At 68.6% G+C, this 17,678-nt stretch carries 15 protein-coding genes; 11 read left to right on the plus strand and 4 right to left on the minus strand.

The window, feature by feature from the left end; translation table 11 throughout:
* Positions 1-119 precede the first annotated feature (119 nt).
* From queA to GQ57_RS07185, 6 genes are all read left to right on the plus strand, one after another.
* Complete coding sequence (gene queA / locus GQ57_RS07160) at positions 120-1,187, plus strand: tRNA preQ1(34) S-adenosylmethionine ribosyltransferase-isomerase QueA (RefSeq protein WP_031402162.1); 1,068 nt, start codon at positions 120-122, stop codon at positions 1,185-1,187.
* A 141-nt stretch (positions 1,188-1,328) separates the two neighbouring features.
* Positions 1,329-2,516: a tRNA guanosine(34) transglycosylase Tgt gene (gene tgt, locus GQ57_RS07165; protein WP_031402161.1), complete on the plus strand. Its 1,188-nt coding sequence runs from the start codon at positions 1,329-1,331 to the stop codon at positions 2,514-2,516.
* 232 nt (positions 2,517-2,748) lie between these two features.
* The gene (gene yajC, locus GQ57_RS07170; RefSeq protein WP_006476868.1) at positions 2,749-3,072 is read left to right on the plus strand and encodes a preprotein translocase subunit YajC; all 324 of its coding nucleotides are present in this window, start codon (positions 2,749-2,751) and stop codon (positions 3,070-3,072) included.
* A gap of 106 nt (positions 3,073-3,178) precedes the next feature.
* Complete coding sequence (secD, locus tag GQ57_RS07175; protein WP_031402160.1) at positions 3,179-5,203, plus strand: protein translocase subunit SecD; 2,025 nt, start codon at positions 3,179-3,181, stop codon at positions 5,201-5,203.
* An 18-nt stretch (positions 5,204-5,221) separates the two neighbouring features.
* On the plus strand, positions 5,222-6,172 hold the full coding sequence (secF, locus tag GQ57_RS07180) for a protein translocase subunit SecF (RefSeq protein ID WP_006476870.1): 951 nt from the start codon (positions 5,222-5,224) through the stop codon (positions 6,170-6,172).
* A 196-nt stretch (positions 6,173-6,368) separates the two neighbouring features.
* Positions 6,369-7,901: a S41 family peptidase gene (locus GQ57_RS07185; protein ID WP_031402159.1), complete on the plus strand. Its 1,533-nt coding sequence runs from the start codon at positions 6,369-6,371 to the stop codon at positions 7,899-7,901.
* A gap of 12 nt (positions 7,902-7,913) precedes the next feature.
* On the opposite strand, the gene GQ57_RS07190 is transcribed toward GQ57_RS07185, so the two are convergent.
* From GQ57_RS07190 to GQ57_RS07205, 4 genes are all read right to left on the minus strand, one after another.
* The gene (locus tag GQ57_RS07190; RefSeq protein ID WP_031402158.1) at positions 7,914-9,191 is read right to left on the minus strand and encodes an MFS transporter; all 1,278 of its coding nucleotides are present in this window, start codon (positions 9,189-9,191) and stop codon (positions 7,914-7,916) included.
* A gap of 172 nt (positions 9,192-9,363) precedes the next feature.
* A complete protein-coding gene (locus tag GQ57_RS07195; protein ID WP_031402157.1) occupies positions 9,364-9,945 on the minus strand; it encodes a YceI family protein in 582 nt (193 codons plus the stop codon).
* Between the two features lie 65 nt (positions 9,946-10,010).
* The gene (locus GQ57_RS07200) at positions 10,011-10,571 is read right to left on the minus strand and encodes a YceI family protein (protein ID WP_031402156.1); all 561 of its coding nucleotides are present in this window, start codon (positions 10,569-10,571) and stop codon (positions 10,011-10,013) included.
* 8 nt (positions 10,572-10,579) lie between these two features.
* Positions 10,580-11,140, minus strand: coding sequence for a cytochrome b (locus tag GQ57_RS07205; RefSeq protein ID WP_031402155.1), 561 nt, complete (start codon positions 11,138-11,140; stop codon positions 10,580-10,582).
* Positions 11,141-11,398: 258 nt separating this feature from the next.
* Here GQ57_RS07205 and GQ57_RS07210 point away from each other — a divergent pair, with 258 nt between their 5' ends.
* From GQ57_RS07210 to GQ57_RS07235, 5 genes are all read left to right on the plus strand, one after another.
* A complete protein-coding gene (locus GQ57_RS07210) occupies positions 11,399-12,070 on the plus strand; it encodes a paraquat-inducible protein A (RefSeq protein ID WP_034197487.1) in 672 nt (223 codons plus the stop codon).
* On the plus strand, positions 12,067-12,696 hold the full coding sequence (locus GQ57_RS07215; RefSeq protein WP_034197488.1) for a paraquat-inducible protein A: 630 nt from the start codon (positions 12,067-12,069) through the stop codon (positions 12,694-12,696). Before GQ57_RS07210 ends, GQ57_RS07215 begins: the two co-directional genes overlap by 4 nt.
* The gene (locus GQ57_RS07220) at positions 12,689-14,308 is read left to right on the plus strand and encodes a PqiB family protein (protein ID WP_031402152.1); all 1,620 of its coding nucleotides are present in this window, start codon (positions 12,689-12,691) and stop codon (positions 14,306-14,308) included. Before GQ57_RS07215 ends, GQ57_RS07220 begins: the two co-directional genes overlap by 8 nt.
* Positions 14,305-15,015, plus strand: a complete 711-nt coding sequence (locus GQ57_RS07225; RefSeq protein WP_031402151.1) for a PqiC family protein — start codon at positions 14,305-14,307, stop codon at positions 15,013-15,015. Before GQ57_RS07220 ends, GQ57_RS07225 begins: the two co-directional genes overlap by 4 nt.
* A gap of 472 nt (positions 15,016-15,487) precedes the next feature.
* Positions 15,488-17,608 carry a site-specific recombinase gene (locus tag GQ57_RS07235; protein WP_031402150.1) on the plus strand — a complete coding sequence of 707 codons (2,121 nt, stop codon included), beginning with the start codon at positions 15,488-15,490 and terminating at the stop codon, positions 17,606-17,608.
* The last annotated feature ends 70 nt before the right edge of the window (positions 17,609-17,678 follow it).

A 17,678-nucleotide genomic window follows, 5' to 3' on the forward strand; every position in this document is an offset into this window, starting at 1 on the left:
TCGCCCGAACGAACGACGCCGGCCAGGCCGCGCATCCCGCCATCATAGCGGCTCGCGCGCCCCGATTACGCGTTTCCGCCCTGCCGGCGACGCCCGCCGGCCGTTTCGAACCAGCCCGCATGTTCACGCTTTCCGATTTCGATTTCAATCTGCCGCCCGAGCTGATCGCGCAAACCGCGCTGCCCGACCGCACCGCGAGCCGCCTGCTCGAGGTCGACGGCGCCGTCGAGCCCGCGCGCCTCGTCGACCGGCATTTCACCGAGCTGCCGTCGTGCATCGCGCCCGGCGACCTGCTCGTGTTCAACGATACCAAGGTGCTGAAGGCCCGCTTCTTCGGCCAGAAGGCCAGCGGCGGCAAGATCGAGGTGCTGGTCGAGCGCGTGACGGGCACGCACACGGCGCTCGCGCAGATCCGCGCGAGCAAGTCGCCGGGCGCCGGCACGACGCTGCGTCTCGCCGACGCCTTCGACGTGACGGTCGGCGAGCGCGTCGAGCCGTTCTTCACGCTGCACTTCCCCGCGCCGTGCCTCGAGCTGATCGAGCAGTACGGGCGCCTGCCGTTGCCGCCGTATATCGAGCACGATCCCGACGCGACCGACGAGACGCGCTACCAGACCGTCTACGCGAGCAACCCGGGCGCGGTCGCCGCGCCGACGGCCGGGCTGCACTTCGACCAGCCGCTGCTCGCGAAGCTCGACGCGATGGGCGTCGAGCGCGCGACGCTGACGCTGCACGTCGGCGCGGGCACGTTCCAGCCGGTGCGCGTCGACAACATCGCCGAGCACAAGATGCACAGCGAGTGGTACGACCTGCCGCAGGCGCTCGTCGACCGGATCGCCGCGACCCGCGCGCGCGGCGGCAACGTGATCGCGGTCGGCACGACGTCGATGCGCGCGCTCGAAGCGGCCGCGCGCGCGGCCGACGAAGCGGGCCGCCCGCTCGCGGCCGCGCAGGCCGAGACCGACATCTTCATCACGCCCGGCTACCGTTTCCGCGTGGTCGACCGGCTCGTCACGAACTTCCACCTGCCGAAGTCGACGCTGCTGATGCTCGTGTCCGCGTTCGCCGGCGTCGAGACGATCCGCGCCGCGTACCGGCACGCGATCGACGAACGCTACCGCTTCTTCAGCTACGGCGACGCGATGCTGCTCACGCGGCGCGACACACCGGAGGCGGCGGGCGCCTGAAGCGCGGCGCGCGGCCGCCCCGACGCTCCCGTCGGCCGGCCCGCGCCGGTCGCACGCCCCGTTTTTTTCACCGCCGCCGGCGTTCCGGCGGCGTTTTCAACATGCGCCGGACTGTTCTCCGGTAGCAAGGAGAATGACGCGATGACCGAAGGTTCATCCCACGATACGCACGCGCCCGTGCAGGACCGCCCGGCAAACGGGCTCGAATTCGAACTGCTGACGACCGACGGCCATGCGCGCCGCGGCCGGGTGAAGCTCAACCACGGCGTGGTCGAGACGCCGATCTTCATGCCGGTCGGCACGTACGGCACCGTGAAGGCGATCCAGCCGCGCGAGCTGCACGAGATCAACGCCCAGATCATCCTCGGCAACACGTTCCACCTGTGGCTGCGCCCGGGCCTCGACACGATCGACGCGCACGGCGGCCTGCACCGCTTCATGGGCTGGAACAAGCCGATCCTGACCGACTCGGGCGGCTTCCAGGTGTTCTCGCTCGGCGACCTGCGCAAGATCACCGAGGACGGCGTCACGTTCGCGTCGCCGATCAACGGCGACAAGCTGTTCCTGTCGCCGGAAGTGTCGATGCAGATCCAGAAGGTGCTGAACTCCGACGTCGTGATGCAGTTCGACGAATGCACGCCGTACGCCACCGACGGCGTGCCGACGACGCACAAGGAAGCGGCCGACTCGATGCGCATGTCGCTGCGCTGGGCGAAGCGCTCGCTCGACGAATTCAACCGGCTCGGCAACCCGAATGCGCTGTTCGGGATCGTCCAGGGCGGGATGTTCGAGGACCTGCGCGACGAATCGCTTGCCGGCCTGTCGGAACTCGGCTTCCACGGCCTGGCGATCGGCGGGCTGTCGGTCGGCGAGCCGAAGGAAGACATGATGCGCGTGCTGCGGCACGTGGGCCCGAAGCTGCCGGCCGACAAGCCGCACTACCTGATGGGCGTCGGCACGCCGGAGGACCTGGTCGAGGGCGTCGCCAACGGCGTCGACATGTTCGACTGCGTGATGCCGACCCGCAACGCGCGCAACGGCTGGCTGTTCACGCGCTTCGGCGACGTGAAGATCCGCAACGCGACGCACAAGAACTCGCTGAAGCCGCTCGACGCGAGCTGCACGTGCTACACGTGCCGGAACTTCTCGCGCGGCTACCTGCACCACCTGCACCGCGTCGGCGAAATCCTCGGCGCGCAGCTCAACACGATCCACAACCTGCACTACTACCTGCAGCTGATGAGCGAGATCCGCGACGCGATCGAGACCCATACGTTCGATGCGTTCCGCCAGCGCTTCGCGGAGGATCGCGCGAGAGGCGTCGACTGACGGGCCGGCCGCCCGCGCGGCGGCACGTCACATAGGACGTGTACTAATTGACGCGTTCCAGTGGCCAGCCGCGACCGCCAAATATTACAATTACCTTTCCATACACGCCGTAACGGTATCGGTTCGCGCTTTAACAGCTTGATCCGAAAGCGCATTTGCCGATCCGTTTGCGCATGGGGCCGGTGGTAGAATAACCGGCTTATTTTTCGATCTTCCCCTACGGAGAGACCAAGTGCCGTTCATTTCCAACGCGTTCGCGCAAGGTGCCGGTGGCGCCGAATCGAGCCTGATGAGCTTCCTGCCGCTCATCCTGATGTTTGCCGTGCTCTACTTCATCATGATCCGTCCGCAGATGAAGCGTCAGAAGGAGCACCGCAACATGCTCGCGGCCATGGCCAAGGGCGACGAAGTCGTCACGAGCGGCGGCCTCGTGGGCAAGGTGACGAAGGTCACCGAAGGCTACATCGGCGTCGAGATCGCCGAAGGCACCGAAATCACCGTGCAGAAGGCCGCTGTCACGACCATTCTGCCGAAGGGCACGATCAAGTCGCTGTAAGCCCTTCACCGAGCGTCCGGCTCCCCGCGCCGCGCCCGCCCGACCGAGGGGGCCGCCGCGGCGCCGGACGCGACGCTTTCACGCCAACCACCCGTTCGGCTCCCTCATGAATCGTTATCCACTCTGGAAATATGTCGTGATGGTCGTGGCGCTCGCCATCGGCCTTCTGTACACATTGCCCAACTTCTTCGGCGAAGCGCCGGCGGTGCAGGTGTCGAGCGGCAAGGCCACGGTCAAGCTCGACTCGACCACGCTGACCCAGGTCGAATCGGCGCTCGCTTCCGCGCAGATCACGCCGGACGACGTCACCTTCGAGAACACGGCGACCAACGCGAACATCCGCGTGCGCCTGAAGGACACCGATACGCAGCTGCGCGTCAAGGACCTGCTGCAGAAGTCGCTGAACGCCGACCCGAACGATCCGCAGTACGTCGTCGCCCTGAACCTGCAGAGTGCGTCGCCGCGCTGGCTGACCGCCCTGCACGCGCTGCCGATGTATCTCGGCCTCGACCTGCGCGGCGGCGTCCACTTCCTGCTCCAGGTCGACATGACCGGCGCGCTCACGAAGAAGCTCGACTCCGACGCGTCCGACGCACGCACGCTGCTGCGCGACAAGAACATCCGCGACGGCGGCGTAAGCCGCGTCGACCAGTCCGTCGTCGTCAACTTCAGCGATGCGCAGACGGCCGACCAGGCGCGCCAGGCGCTCGCCGCCTCGATCACCGAACTGCAATGGGCGACCCAGCCCGGCGGCGGCGGCACGCAGGTCGTCGGCACGTTCACGCCGGCCGTGCAGAAGTCCGTCGAGGACGCCGCGCTCAAGCAGAACCTGACGACGCTCCACAACCGCGTGAACGAACTCGGCGTGTCGGAGCCGATCCTGCAGCAGCAGGGCAGCGACCGCATCGTGGTCGAACTGCCGGGCGTGCAGGACACCGCGAAGGCGAAGGACATCATCGGCCGCACCGCGACGCTCGAGGCGCGCCTCGCCGACCCGATCAACACGCACCCGAACCCGAACGACCCTGTGCCGCCGGGCGAGGAGCTGTTCACGCAGGGCAACCAGGCGCCCGTGCTGCTGAAGAAGGACGTGATCTTCACCGGCGACCGCATCATCGACGCGTCGGCCGGCTTCGACGACCACCAGCGTCCGTCCGTCAACATCCGCCTCGATTCGGCCGGCGGCCGCTCGGTGCGCGCGGTGTCGCGCGAGAACATCGGCAAGCCGATGGCGATGGTGCTGTTCGAGAAGGGCAAGGGCGAAGTGCTGACGGTCGCGACGATCCAGTCGGAACTCGGCGACCGCTTCCAGATCACGGGCCAGCCGACGCCGCAAGCCGCGGCCGACCTCGCGCTGCTGCTGCGCGCCGGCTCGCTCGCCGCGCCGATGGACATCATCGAGGAACGTACGATCGGCCCGAGCCTCGGCGCCGACAACATCAAGATGGGCGTCCACTCGGTGATCTGGGGCTTCTGCGCGATCGCCGTGTTCATGATCGCGTACTACATGCTGTTCGGCGTGATCTCGGTGATCGGCCTGTCGGTGAACCTGCTGCTGCTCGTCGCCGTACTGTCGCTGATGCAGGCGACGCTGACGCTGCCCGGTATCGCCGCCATCGCGCTCGCGCTCGGCATGGCGATCGATTCGAACGTGCTGATCAACGAGCGCGTGCGTGAAGAACTGCGCGCCGGCCAGCCGCCGCAGCTTGCGATCCAGTCCGGCTACGCGCATGCGTGGGCGACGATTCTCGACTCGAACGTCACGACGCTGATCGCCGGCCTCGCGCTGCTCGCGTTCGGCTCGGGCCCGGTGCGCGCGTTCGCGATCGTGCACTGCCTCGGCATCCTGACGTCGATGTTCTCCGCGGTGTTCTTCTCGCGCGGGATCGTCAACCTCTGGTACGGCGGCCGCAAGAAGCTGAAGTCGCTCGCGATCGGCCAGGTGTGGAAGCCGGAAGGCGCCGCTGCCGCCGCCGCGTCGTTCTCCGACGCGGACGAATCGACCGATACCGCGCGCGCCGCGAAGCTCGCCGCCCCGGCGAAGGGCAACGCGCCGCGCGCCGGCAAGCCGCAACTGCGCAACCGTGCGCAGCAAGGCGTGTCGCCGAAGAAACCGGGCTCGACCCAATAAGGCCCCGGAGACGAGACCATGGAATTTTTCCGCATCCGTAAAGACATTCCGTTCATGCGGCACGCGCTGGTGTTCAACGTGATCTCGCTGGTCACGTTCCTCGCCGCCGTGTTCTTCCTGTTCCACCGCGGGCTGCACCTGTCCGTCGAATTCACCGGCGGTACGGTGATCGAGGTGCAGTACCAGCAGGCCGCCGAACTCGAACCGGTGCGCGCGACGCTCGGCAAGCTCGGCTACGCCGACGCGCAGGTGCAGAACTTCGGCACGTCGCGCAACGTGCTGATCCGCCTGCAACTGAAGGAAGGCCTCACGTCCGCGCAGCAGAGCGACCAGGTGATGGGCGCGCTGAAGGCGCAGAGCCCGGACGTCACGCTGCAGCGCGTCGAGTTCGTCGGCCCGCAGGTCGGCCGGGAGCTCGCGACCGACGGCCTGCTCGCGCTCGCCTGCGTCGTGATCGGCATCGTGATCTACCTGTCGTTCCGCTTCGAATGGAAGTACGCGGTGGCCGGCATCATCGCCAACCTGCACGACGTCGTGATCATTCTCGGCTTCTTCGCGTTCTTCCAGTGGGAGTTCTCGCTGGCGGTGCTCGCGGCGATCCTCGCGGTGCTCGGCTACTCGGTCAACGAGTCGGTCGTCATCTTCGACCGGATCCGCGAGACGTTCCGCCGCGAACGCAAGATGAGCGTGCAGGAAGTGATCAACCACGCGATCACGACCACGATGTCGCGAACCATCATCACGCACACGTCGACCGAAATGATGGTGCTGTCGATGTTCTTCTTCGGCGGCCCGACGCTGCACTACTTCGCACTCGCGCTGACGGTCGGCATCATGTTCGGCATCTACTCGTCGGTGTTCGTCGCGGGCTCGCTCGCGATGTGGCTCGGCATCAAGCGCGAAGACCTGGTCAAGGAAAAGAAGACCGCGCACGATCCGGACGATCCCAACGCCGGCGCGCAGGTGTAAGCACCGCGCCGTTTCGGCAAGGACCCAAACCGGCCCGTCGGGCCGGTTTTTTCATGCCCGCGCCGCCGTGCGACGCGCGGCCGGCCCGACCTGCGCCGTCACGCGCGTCGGCTACAATCGTCTCCGCCCTTCCCCGCGGCCTGACGGTCGCGTGCGGCCGGGCGCCCCTCGCCACCCGTTCGAGCCTGCTGTCCCGATGATGCCTGCCACGTTTATCGTTCGTCGCCTCGCCGCCTGCGCAACCGTCGCGGCCGTGCTGCTGCCGCATGCATCGGCGGCCGGCGCGCAACCGGCGTCCGCGCCGGCCGCCGCTTCGCTTCCCGCCGCTTCGCCGCCGCCGTCGCCCTGCCCGCACGACTGGGAACCGCAGCTCTGCGAACTGAAGGCGGCGGTCGAACTCCTGAAGAAGCAGCACCTGACCGACATCGACATCGGCGCGCTGCTCGACGCCACGGTGCACGACGGCATCAAGACACTGCCGTACGCACGCTTCTTCAACGCGAAGGAGCGGCTGGAGCAGCTCGACGACGAGCGGCGCGCGCGCGACGGCACGCCGGGCATCGGGATCGTGTTCGAGACGCGCCCCGACGGACTGCACATCATCGACGTGATTCCCGACGCGCCCGCCGAGCAGGCCGGCGTGCGCCCCGACGATCTCGTGGTCGCGATGAACGACAGGAGCGTCGTCGGCATCGACAGCGCCGAGATCGTGAAACTCGCGAAAGGCGACGCGGGCGTCCCGCTCAGGCTCACGGTGCAGCGCGGCCCGCAACACACGGTGCTGAACTTCGCGCCCGTGCGGGCGATCGTCAAGCCGCATCCGGCGATCGCGAAACGGCTCGACGGCGACATCCTGTACACGCGGCTGTCGAGCTTTCCGGAGCCTGCGGTCGGCGACTACATCGACGCGGTGCAGGCCGCGCGCCGCACGGGCCCGCCGGTGAAGGGCATGATTCTGGATCTGCGCATCAATGGCGGCGGCGCGCTCAATGCGGCGATCGGCATCACCGCGCTGTTCGCCGGGCGCGACCGCACCGCGATGGTGACGGTCGAGCGCGACGACGCCCACCGCCGCCGCTACACGACCAACTGGCCCGACTACGAACTGCCGGTCATGCACGGGCAGGACCCGCTCGCGCCGCTGCAGGCCGACGACTGGTGGCGCACCGTGCCGCTCGTCGTGCTCGTCGACGGGCAGAGCGCGTCGGCCGCCGAGGCGACCGCGGCCGCGCTGAAGGACCTCGGCCGCGCGAAGCTGCTCGGCATGCCGACCTACGGGAAGGGGCTCGCGCAGACGGGCGTCGACCTGATCGACGGCACGCGCCTGAATTTCACGTTCGCGCGCAACCTGCGGCCGAACGGCTGCCCGATGGACGGCTACGGCGTCGTGCCGGACTGGCTCGTGCCGCCGCGCCGAGACTCGGACGTCGACGGCGTGCTGCTGTGGTACCGGGAAGCCGACCTCGCCCGCGCACCGTATGCGGACCGGCTGGCGCCCGACCCGTTCGCGCAGGTGCGCAAGGACCGCCAGAAGCTGCGCGACGCGCGCGTGCGCGCGAAGGTCGACACGTCGAGGAGCGCGGCCCTGCCGCAACGCGCGTTCGGCACGGCCGCCGACTGGCAGCTTCGGCAGGCGCTCGCCGCGCTCGCGGGGCGCCCGGTGCGCACCGTCGACGCGCCGGCGCGACTGATGCCCGCGCAGCCGGTGTGCGAGCGTGCCGGCAGCTGACGCGCCGCCCGCTCAGCGGAACCCGAAGCGCCGGCGCAACACCACCAGCGCCACGAGGCTCAGCACGGCCGCGAACATCAGGTAAAAGCTCGGTGCGGTCTTCATCCCGGTCGCGCGGATCAGCCACGCGATGATGAACGGCCCGAAGCCGCCGAAGATCGTCACCGCGACGTTGTACGCGAGCGACATCCCGGTCGTGCGCGTCTGCACCGGGAAGACCTCGGACAGCAGGCCCGGCAGCGCCGCGAAATAGCCCGTCATCAGGAACGCGAGCAGCACCTGCAGCGCGATCAGCGTACCGAAGCCCGGATGCGCGACCAGGTACGCGAACGCCGGGTAGATCAGCACGAGGATGCCGACGGCCGGCGCGATCATCACGCGCACGCGGCCGTAGGTGTCCGACCAGTGGCCCACCAGCGGCGCGAACGCCATCTGGATCACGCCGACGACGAGGATCGCCGCGAACGCGGCCGACGGCGCGAGGCCGAGCTGCTTCACGCCGTAGGTCGGCATGAACAGCACGAGATAGGTCGCGACGGTGCCGAGCACGACCGCGCCCATCGCGGCAACCAGCCGCGCCTTGTGCGACGCGAACGTGTCGCGTAACGGGTTCGCGGTGCCCTCGGCGGCCAGGAACTCGGGCGTCTCGTCGACCTTCTTGCGGATGTAGTACGCGACCGGCCCGAGCAGCAGCCCGAAGAAGAACGGCACACGCCAGCCCCACGACGCCATCTGCGCGGCCGTGAGCTGCGCGTTCAGCACGGTGCCGAAGCCGGCGGCGAGCAGCGTCGTGAAGCCCTGGCTCGCGACCTGCCAGCTCGCGAAGAAGCCGCGCCGCCCCGGCACGTGCTCGGCGAGGAACGCGGTCGCGCTGCCGAACTCGCCGCCGGCCGAGAAGCCCTGCATCAGCCGCGCGGCGACGAGGATCAGCGGCGCCGCGACGCCGATCGTGTCGTAGGTCGGCAGCACCGCGATGATCAGCGTGCCGACCATCATCAGCAGGATCGACAGCGTGAGCGCGGCCTTGCGGCCCGCGCGGTCGGCATACGCGCCGAGCACGATCGCGCCGAGCGGCCGCATGAAGAACGACACGCCGAACGTGCCGAGCGTGAGCAGCAGCGACACGGTGTCGTTGCCGGCCGGGAAGAACAGCTTCGCGATGGTCACCGCGAAGAAGCCGTAGACGACGAGATCGAACCACTCGAGCGCATTGCCGATCGACGCGGCGACCACCGCGCGCCACACGCGCGGCGACGAGGCAATGGAACGGGACTGCGTGGCGGCATGCATCGGCGATCTCCTTGTCGTTGTACGTTCTGTGTGCGGCGGCCGTCCAGCGCCATCGGCTTGCCGCCGCGCCGCGAACGGCGCTCGGGCGATTATAGGCGCGCAAAAAAAAGCCGCCGCCCCCGTAACGGGAAGGCGGCGGCTGGCGCGCGGCCGGTCGGCCCGGCCGGCGACGTTACTGCTGCTTGACGGCTTCGGCCGTGATCAGCAGCTTCGTCTTCATCTTGAAGCCGTACTGCTTGCCGTAGTCGAGGCCGAAATCGTCGCGGTTGAATTCGCCGACGGCGTCGACGCCGCACACTTCACGCTTGAGCATCGGGTGCGGCATGCACTTGAACGAGTCGATCTTCAGCGTCAGCGGCTTCGTGACGCCGTGCAGCGTCAGGTTGCCGACCACCGCCACCGGCTTGTCGCCGTCGAACTTGATCGTGCCCTTGTAGTTCGCCTGCGGGAACTTCGCGACATCGAAGAAATCGTTCGTCTGCAGATGCTCGTCGAGCTTCGCGCTGCCCGTGTGGATCGACGCGATGTCGGTCGTCACGTCGACCGTGCCCGTCTTCGCTTCGCGATCCAGCGTCACGCTGCCGCTCGACTTGTCGAACTTGCCGCGCCAGACCGACAGGCCGCCGAAGTGGTCGGCCTCGAAGCTCGGGTACGTGTGGCTCGGGTCGAACTGGTACGTCGCGCTTTCGGCAAACGCCGAGAACGACAGCGATGCAGCCAGCGCGCCCGCGGCGATCATCAGATGCTTTTTCAATTCATTCTCCTTGGAACGGCGCCGCGCCCCCGGGCGCGGCAATCGGGTGATGCGACAGCCGCCGCTTACTTCGTGGCGACGAGATGGAACTTGATCTGCACTTCATCCGCGACGACCGACGTGTCCTTCCACTCGCCGGTGCCGACGTTGAACGTCGAACGCTTGATCGGCAGCACGCCGTCGAACGTCTGCGTCGCGCCGCTCTGCGTGACCGTGACGGGCACCGTGACGGTCTCGGACTTGCCCTTGATCGTCAGCTTGCCAGTCACGTTGTACTTGTTGCCGCCGGCCGGCGCGATCGCCGACGACACGAACGTCGCCTGCGGATACGTCTTGGCGTCGAACCAGTCCTTGCCGGCGACCTGGTCGTTGTACATCTTGTCGCCGAGGTCGTAGCTCGCGACGTCGATCGTCATCTGGGCGCTGCCCTGCGCGGCTTTCGCCGGGTCGAACTTCACCTGGGCGGAAAACTTCCGGAACGCGCCTTCGGTCGGCACGTTCATCTGCTTCGACACGGCGGACACCTTGCTCTTCGCGAGATCGACGTCGGCATGCGCCGCGCCCGACGCGACGAACGACACCGCGGCGAGCGCGGCCAGCATGGAGCGGGAGAAAGACACTTTCATGGGATCCTTCATTTGGCAAAGGGAAGCATCCGCGACAGCAGGCCGTCACGGTCCAACAGCTGGTGCTTGAGCGCGGCGAGCACGTGCAGCGACACGAGCGCAAGCAGAATGTAATTCAAGGATACGTGAAGCGTCTTGAAGGTTTCCTTGAGCACCGGATCGGGGTCGATCAGCCGCGGCAGCGGCACGATGCCCAGGTAGACGACCGGAATGTTCGACGCCGAGCTGTACAGGTAGCCGGTGACCGGAATCACCAGCATCAGCACGTACAGCAGAAAATGCACGCCGTGCGAGGCCGCCCGCTGCCACGCGGGCGTGGCGCCCGGCAGCGCCGGCGGCACGTGGGTCGCGCGCCACAGCACGCGGATGACGGCCAGCGCGAACGCGGTCACGCCGATCCACTTGTGCCACGAGAAGTACTTCAGCTTCGTCGGCGTGAAGCCGGGGATGTCGGTCATCACCCAGCCCAGCGCGAAGCCGCAGATGATCAGCAGCGCGATCAGCCAGTGCAGCGCGATCGCGGTCTGCGTATAGCGCACCGGCCTGGCCGGCAGCGAATTCGATGCCATCTTGGATTCCTCAGTTCAGCGAACGGCCGCGCCGGCGATTCGTCCGACGCTTGTCAAGGGCGCCATGCTACCGCAACCTTTTGACACGCGCGGACTCTGAAAACAGGCGTGTCAGCCGGCTGACGGTTTCCTGTCATGTTACCGACCGGTCACCGGACACGCGATCGTTGACGCACCGAAAAAGGCCTTTTGGTAAGATTGGCGCGGGTTCCGGCCCCGTCGACGCATCTCCCCGACCGTCGCACAACCGCCCTTTCCATGCAACGAAACGACCTGATTGCCTGTCACGAGTGCGACGCACTGTTGCACAAACCGCGCCTCAGCGGACGTGAATCCGCGCGCTGCCCGCGCTGCGACGCGCTGCTCTACCGCAACAGCGCCGCGCAGATCGAGCGGATCTGCGCGCTCGCGCTCGCGGCGCTGATCACGTTCACGATCGCGCAGGCGTTCCCGATCCTCGAAATGGACGTGAACGGCAATCGCGTGCAGACGACGCTGATCGGCGCGATCGATTCGCTGTGGCACCAGGACATGGCGATCGTCGGCGTGATGGTGTTCTGCTCGACCGTGCTGTTCCCGCTCGTCGAAATGGCCGCGCTGCTGTACCTGCTGCTGCCGATCCGCCGCGGCGTCGTGCCGCCCGGCTTCAACCTGGTGCTGCGCGCGATCGAACTCGTGCGGCCCTGGGGGATGATCGAGGTGTTCATGCTCGGCATTCTCGTGACGATCGTCAAGATGGTCAGCCTCGCGCGCGTCGTGCCGGACGCCGCGCTGTTCGCGTTCGCCGCGCTGACGCTGATGATCGCGGTCGTGCTGATGTTCGATCCGCGCACGCTGTGGGACATCGCCGACGACCTGCGCGCCGGGCGCACGGGCGCGCAGGCCGACGCCGACGCCGACGCCGCGCTGCCGGACGCCACCCGCCGATGACGATCCCGACCGCCGCCCGCGAGGGCTACGCCAGCTGCCACGTGTGCGGGCTCGTGCAGACGCTCGAGCGCCCGCACGCGCACTGCGCGCGCTGCGGCAGCGCACTCCATTTCCGCACGCCGAACAGCATCATGCGCACGTGGGCGCTGCTGATCGCGGCCGTGATCCTCTACATTCCCGCGAACCTGCTGCCGATCATGCGCACCGCGTCGATCGTCGGCTCGCAGGAAGACACCATCATGAGCGGCGTCATCTACTTCTGGGTGTCCGGCGACTGGCCGCTCGCCGTGGTGGTGTTCGTCGCAAGCATCCTCGTGCCGATGCTCAAGCTCGGCGTGCTGCTGATCCTCGTGATCAGCACGCAGCGCGGCGCCACCTGGCGGCCGTTGCAGCGCACGCGCCTGTTCCGGATCGTCGAGCGCATCGGCCGCTGGTCGATGCTCGACATCTTCGTCGTGACACTGACCGTCGCGCTCGTCCATTTCCGTTCGCTCGCCGTCATCACGGCCGGCCCCGGCGCGCTTGCGTTCGGTTCCGTCGTGATCCTGACGATGCTCGCGTCGATGCAGTTCGATCCCCGCCTGATCTGGGATCCAGTCGAAACCTCAGGGAATCACCATGAATAGTCCACAAGGCCCGCAGCACGACGCGCCCCGGCCGCCCGATCCGACGATCTCGACGAAAAGCGGCTGGCTGCCGTCGCTCGTCTGGCTCGTGCCGCTGATCGCGGCGCTGATCGGCATCGGCCTCGTGATCAAGTCCGTGCGCGAGCGCGGCCCGGAAATCACGATCAGCTTCCACAGCGCCGAGGGACTCGAGCCCGGCAAGACCCAGGTCAAGTACAAGGACGTCGAGATCGGCATGGTCAAGACGATCACGCTGTCGAAGGACCTGTCACGCGTGCTGGTCCAGGTGCAGCTCAAGAAGGAAGCGGAGGACTTCGCGGTCAAGGGCTCGCGCTTCTGGATCGTGCGGCCGCGCGTCGGCGCGACCGGCGTGTCGGGGCTCGGCACGCTGCTGTCCGGCGCGTACATCGGCGTCGACGCCGGGCGCGGGCAGGACACGCTGACCGACTTCACGGGCCTCGAGACGCCGCCCGCCGTCACGGGCGACCAGAAAGGCACGCAGTACGTGCTGCGCGGCGATTCGCTCGGCTCGATCGACATCGGCTCGCCCATCTACTACCGCCGCGTGCAGGTCGGCCAGGTGGTCGGCTTCTCGCTCGACAAGGACGGCACGGGCGTCACGTTCAACGTGTTCGTCAATGCGCCGTACGACCAGTACGTCGGTGTGAACTCGCGCTGGTGGCAGGCGAGCGGCGTCGACCTGCGGCTCGATTCGAGCGGCCTGAAGCTGAACACGCAGTCGCTCGCGACGGTGATCATCGGCGGCATCGCATTCCAGACGCCGCCGAGCCAGGACAGCGGCGCGACCGCGCCGAACAACACGACGTTCCGCCTCGCGTCCGACGAGAGCGACGCGATGCGCGATCCGGACGGCCAGCCGCTGCAGGTCGTGATGAACTTCAACCAGTCGCTGCGCGGGCTCGCCGTCGGCGCGACGGTCGACTTCCGCGGCATCGTGCTCGGCGAAGTGACGAACATCGGCATCGACTACGATCCGAAGGCGAAGAATTTCACGATGCCGGTCACGATGAACGTGTATCCGGAGCGCCTCGGCCGCCGCTTCCGCGAGACGATCGGCAGCAAGGGCGAACCGGCCCGCCGCGAGATCGTCGAGCGGCTCGTCCAGCACGGGCTGCGCGGCCAGCTGCGCACCGGCAACCTGCTGACGAGCCAGCTGTACGTCGCGCTCGACTTCTTCCCGAAGGCGCCGGGCGTGAAGATCGACACGACGCGCCAGCCGCTCGAGCTGCCGACCGTGCCGAACTCGCTCGACGAGCTGCAGCTGCAGGTCGCCGACATCGCGAAGAAGCTCGACAAGGTGCCGTTCGACCAGATCGGCGCGAACCTGAACAGCGCGCTGTCCAACGCCGACAAGCTGTTCAAGCAGCTCGACACGCAGGTCGCGCCGGAAGCGCGCGACACGCTGACGGCCGCGAAGCAGACCTTCTCGACCGCCGAGGCGACGCTGCAGCAGGATTCGCCGCTGCAATCCGACGTGCGCGGCGCGCTGAAGGAGCTCACGCGCACGCTGCAGTCGCTGAACGCGCTCGCCGACTATCTGGAGCGCCACCCCGAATCGCTGCTCAAGGGCAAGCCAGGAGATCAACCATGACGACGACACGCGTGAACGGTTTCGCGCGCGCCGCGGCGGCGGCCTTCGCCGCACTCGCGCTCGCCGCGTGCAGCTCGCCGCCCGCGCGGTTCTACACGCTCAGCCCGGCCGACGCCGCCGCGCCGCTGCGCACCGCGCCGGCCAACCCGGCCTTCCTGATCGAAGTACCGTCGGTCGGCGTGCCCGAGCAGGTCGCGAAGAACCAGCTGGTCGTGCAGAAGAACGCCGCGCAGGTCGACGTGCTCGAGCAGGAACGCTGGGCGTCGCCGCCCGCCGACGAGATCCGCCGCGCGCTGTCGGACGATCTCGCCGCGCAGCTCGGCACGATCGACGTCGTGAATTCCGCGTATCCGCCCGGCGTGCCCGTGTACCGGATCAGCGTGAACGTGCAGCGCTTCGAGTCGTGGCCCGGCAAACGCGCGGCGGTCGACGCCGTCTGGAGCGTGCGCTCGCTCGCCACGCAGGCCGTGATGACCTGCCGCACCAGCGTCGCGGAATCGGTGGCCGACGGTTACGACGCGCTCGTCGCCGGCCACCGGCGCGCGCTCGACGTGATTGCCGCGCAAGCCGCGGCCGGCGTGCGCGCGATGGCCGCGCGCCGCGGCACGCCGGTCGCCGCGGGGCCCGCGCCCGGCGGCAAGACGGCCGCCGTGCCGGTCGTGCCGTGCCCGGCCAATCCGGCGCCGGGCGGCAACGCCGGCGCCTAGCCCGGGCGCGCGGCGCGCAGGCGACCGCCCGGCACGGCGTCCGTTAGCGCGCCGCGGCCGCCCCGCGCTGTTCGCCGGCGCTCGCCGGCGGCGGTCGGCACAAGCCGGCCGCGACGCGCGTCGCGGTCATCGGCCGATCGGCGACTTTGCATTGTTTGGCAAAGTCGGCCGGAACCGGCGACATGCAACGCGGTCGGCTTGCGTTTTCCGTCGCGATTGACGATCCTACGCACTTTCAGGCCCGCGCCGTTCGTCGTGCGCGCCAGCCAGCGGCGCCGGGGCGCGTTCGGCCCGACCGCCGTGCCTCCCGGCGCCTGCACGCGATCGGCGTGCAACGCAGCGGGGCAGCCGCATCGCGGGTCGCCGCGCATTGTCCGGCCACCGCCCCGTCTCACCCGTTCTCCCCGGCGCCGCGCCGTTTCCCCGGCCGGCATCCCGAACCCGCCCGTCCAGGGCTTTCGCTATTCCGCTTATGTTTCGTTCCCTGACGACCCTGATCAAGAAGTGGCGCGCGTCGCGCAATGCCGGTCACCAGCTCGATGCGTTGCTCGCGCATGCCGACGCCGATGCGTCGTATGCCGAACGCAGCGAGTGGCTGATCGAGCTCGCGCACTGGCTGCGCCGCACCGGCGCGATGGCCGCGCAGGACGCGTCGGCCGATCGCGACGCCGACGTGCGCGCATACCCGGCCCACGCACGGCTGCGCTACCTGTTCCATGTGCTCGACCGCAACCCCGCGTGGAAGGCGCACGCCGCGCGCATCCTGCGCGGCATCCTGCGCGAGTGCGACGGCATCTCGCTGCTGTGCGACGCCGGCATGCCGGTGCACTCGGGCTTCTTCGGCGCGCTGTTCGAGCGGATCGACTCGTCGCTGATCCCGCCCGCGCCGAACCGCCGGGAGCTGTCGGCGCTGTTCACGCTGATGTTCCCGACGCCTGACGACGCCCAATGGATCGACGCGCTGCCCGACGACCTGCTCGCGCGCCTCGCCGACCTGATCTCGTTCGACGTCACCGAGGAGGAGCGCCACGAGCCGGGCTCGTTCTCGCGTGACCTGCTGGCCGCGCTGCACAACCTGACCTGCCAGATCAGCTCGACCGGCCTGTCGCAGACGGTGCGCAGCCGCCTGTCCGACGACGATGCGCGCAAGCCGCTCGAAACGCAGCCCTTCTACCGCCTCACGCGCGCGATGCTCGCGGTCGAGACCGCGCACGCGGCGGTCGAGGACGGCGGCGACCCGAGCAAGCTGCTGCACGAGGTGAACTACCTGCGCGTGCTGCTCGACGAATGCCGGATCGCCGTCGACGACGTATTCGCGCACCTGTATCGCAACGGCGTGTCGGTCGACATCGTGTTCCAGGTCGAGCGGATGCGGATGCGCATCCTGCGCGCCGAAACGCTGCTGAACGCGTGGATGGCCCGCGACGACCTGCACGGGATGGCGCGCCTGACGGCGGAACTCGTCGACGCGAACCAGAACAGCCAGAGCGTGACGCACCTCGTGCGCAGCAACTTCTCGCTGTTCGCGCGCAAGCTCGTCGAAACCAACGCGGACACCGGCGAGCACTACATCTCGCGCGGCCGCGCCGAATACCTGAAGATGCTGCGGATGGCCGCGGGCGGCGGGCTGGTCACCGTCGTGACCGTGTGCGTGAAGTTCGCGATCACGGGCGCCCACCTGCAGTCGATGCTAGAAGGCCTGCTCGCCGGCATCAACTACGCGGCCAGCTTCATGCTGATGCACTTCCTGCACTTCACGCTCGCGACCAAGCAGCCCGCGATGACCGCGCCGACGCTCGCGCGCGAACTCGACGGCACCGGCCACGAGGAAGGCGTGAAGGCGTTCGTCGCGTCGGTGATCGCGCTGATCCGCACGCAGGCCGCCGCGATTTCCGGCAACGTGCTCGTCGTGCTGCCGGTGTGCCTGCTGGTGCAGTTGTTCGCGGGCAACGTGCTGCACGCGAACCTGATCTCGCCGCAGAAGGCGCACGCGACGCTGCACTCGTTCTCGCTGCTCGGGCCGACGCCGCTCTACGCGGCGCTGACGGGCGTGCTGCTGTGGGCATCGAGCCTGCTCGCGGGCTGGGCCGACAACTGGTTCGTGCTGCACCGGGTCGGCGACGCGCTCACGTACAACCGCCGGCTGCGTCTCACGCTCGGCGTCGCCGGCGCCGCGAAGCTCGCGCATTTCTGCCGGTCGAACGTCGCGGGCGTGGTCGCGAACGTCGGCCTCGGCCTGATGCTCGGCCTCATCCCGGCGATCGTCACCGTGTTCCTGTTCCCGTTCGAGGTGCGGCACGTGACGCTGTCGGCCGGCTCGATCGGGATCGCGCTCGGCGTGCTGGGCAAGGGCGCGCTCGGCACGCCCGAGCTGTGGTGGGCCGCCGCCGGCGTGCTCAGCATGGCGATCCTCAACGTGCTCGTGAGCTTCGCGCTCGCGTTCACGATGGCCGTGCGCTCGCGCAGCCTGCGCCCGACCCGGGTGCGCGCGCTCGTCGCCGCGATCGTCCGCACGGTGCTGTCGAATCCGCTGGCCCTGCTCTGGCCGGCCGGCGGCCAGGCCGCGCGCGCCGGCCAGTCGGGCTCGCACTGAGCCCGCGGCGGCGCGGCGGCGCCCGGCCGGGCATCGCCGCGCCCGCCTCCCGGCGCATGCAAATGGCCGT

The organism is Burkholderia sp. MSh2 (assembly GCF_000731655.1).
In the GTDB taxonomy this organism is placed as follows: domain Bacteria; phylum Pseudomonadota; class Gammaproteobacteria; order Burkholderiales; family Burkholderiaceae; genus Burkholderia; species Burkholderia paludis.

Coding starts and splice junctions, on each gene's coding strand:
- queA (WP_031402162.1), top strand. CDS start 120: ATGTTCACGCTTTCCGATTTCGATTTCAATCTGCCGCCCGAGCTGATC.
- tgt (WP_031402161.1), top strand. CDS start 1,329: ATGACCGAAGGTTCATCCCACGATACGCACGCGCCCGTGCAGGACCGC.
- secD (WP_031402160.1), top strand. CDS start 3,179: ATGAATCGTTATCCACTCTGGAAATATGTCGTGATGGTCGTGGCGCTC.
- secF (WP_006476870.1), top strand. CDS start 5,222: ATGGAATTTTTCCGCATCCGTAAAGACATTCCGTTCATGCGGCACGCG.
- GQ57_RS07185 (WP_031402159.1), top strand. CDS start 6,369: ATGATGCCTGCCACGTTTATCGTTCGTCGCCTCGCCGCCTGCGCAACC.
- GQ57_RS07190 (WP_031402158.1), bottom strand. CDS start 9,191: ATGCATGCCGCCACGCAGTCCCGTTCCATTGCCTCGTCGCCGCGCGTG.
- GQ57_RS07200 (WP_031402156.1), bottom strand. CDS start 10,571: ATGAAAGTGTCTTTCTCCCGCTCCATGCTGGCCGCGCTCGCCGCGGTG.
- GQ57_RS07205 (WP_031402155.1), bottom strand. CDS start 11,140: ATGGCATCGAATTCGCTGCCGGCCAGGCCGGTGCGCTATACGCAGACC.
- GQ57_RS07210 (WP_034197487.1), top strand. CDS start 11,399: ATGCAACGAAACGACCTGATTGCCTGTCACGAGTGCGACGCACTGTTG.
- GQ57_RS07215 (WP_034197488.1), top strand. CDS start 12,067: ATGACGATCCCGACCGCCGCCCGCGAGGGCTACGCCAGCTGCCACGTG.
- GQ57_RS07220 (WP_031402152.1), top strand. CDS start 12,689: ATGAATAGTCCACAAGGCCCGCAGCACGACGCGCCCCGGCCGCCCGAT.
- GQ57_RS07225 (WP_031402151.1), top strand. CDS start 14,305: ATGACGACGACACGCGTGAACGGTTTCGCGCGCGCCGCGGCGGCGGCC.
- GQ57_RS07235 (WP_031402150.1), top strand. CDS start 15,488: ATGTTTCGTTCCCTGACGACCCTGATCAAGAAGTGGCGCGCGTCGCGC.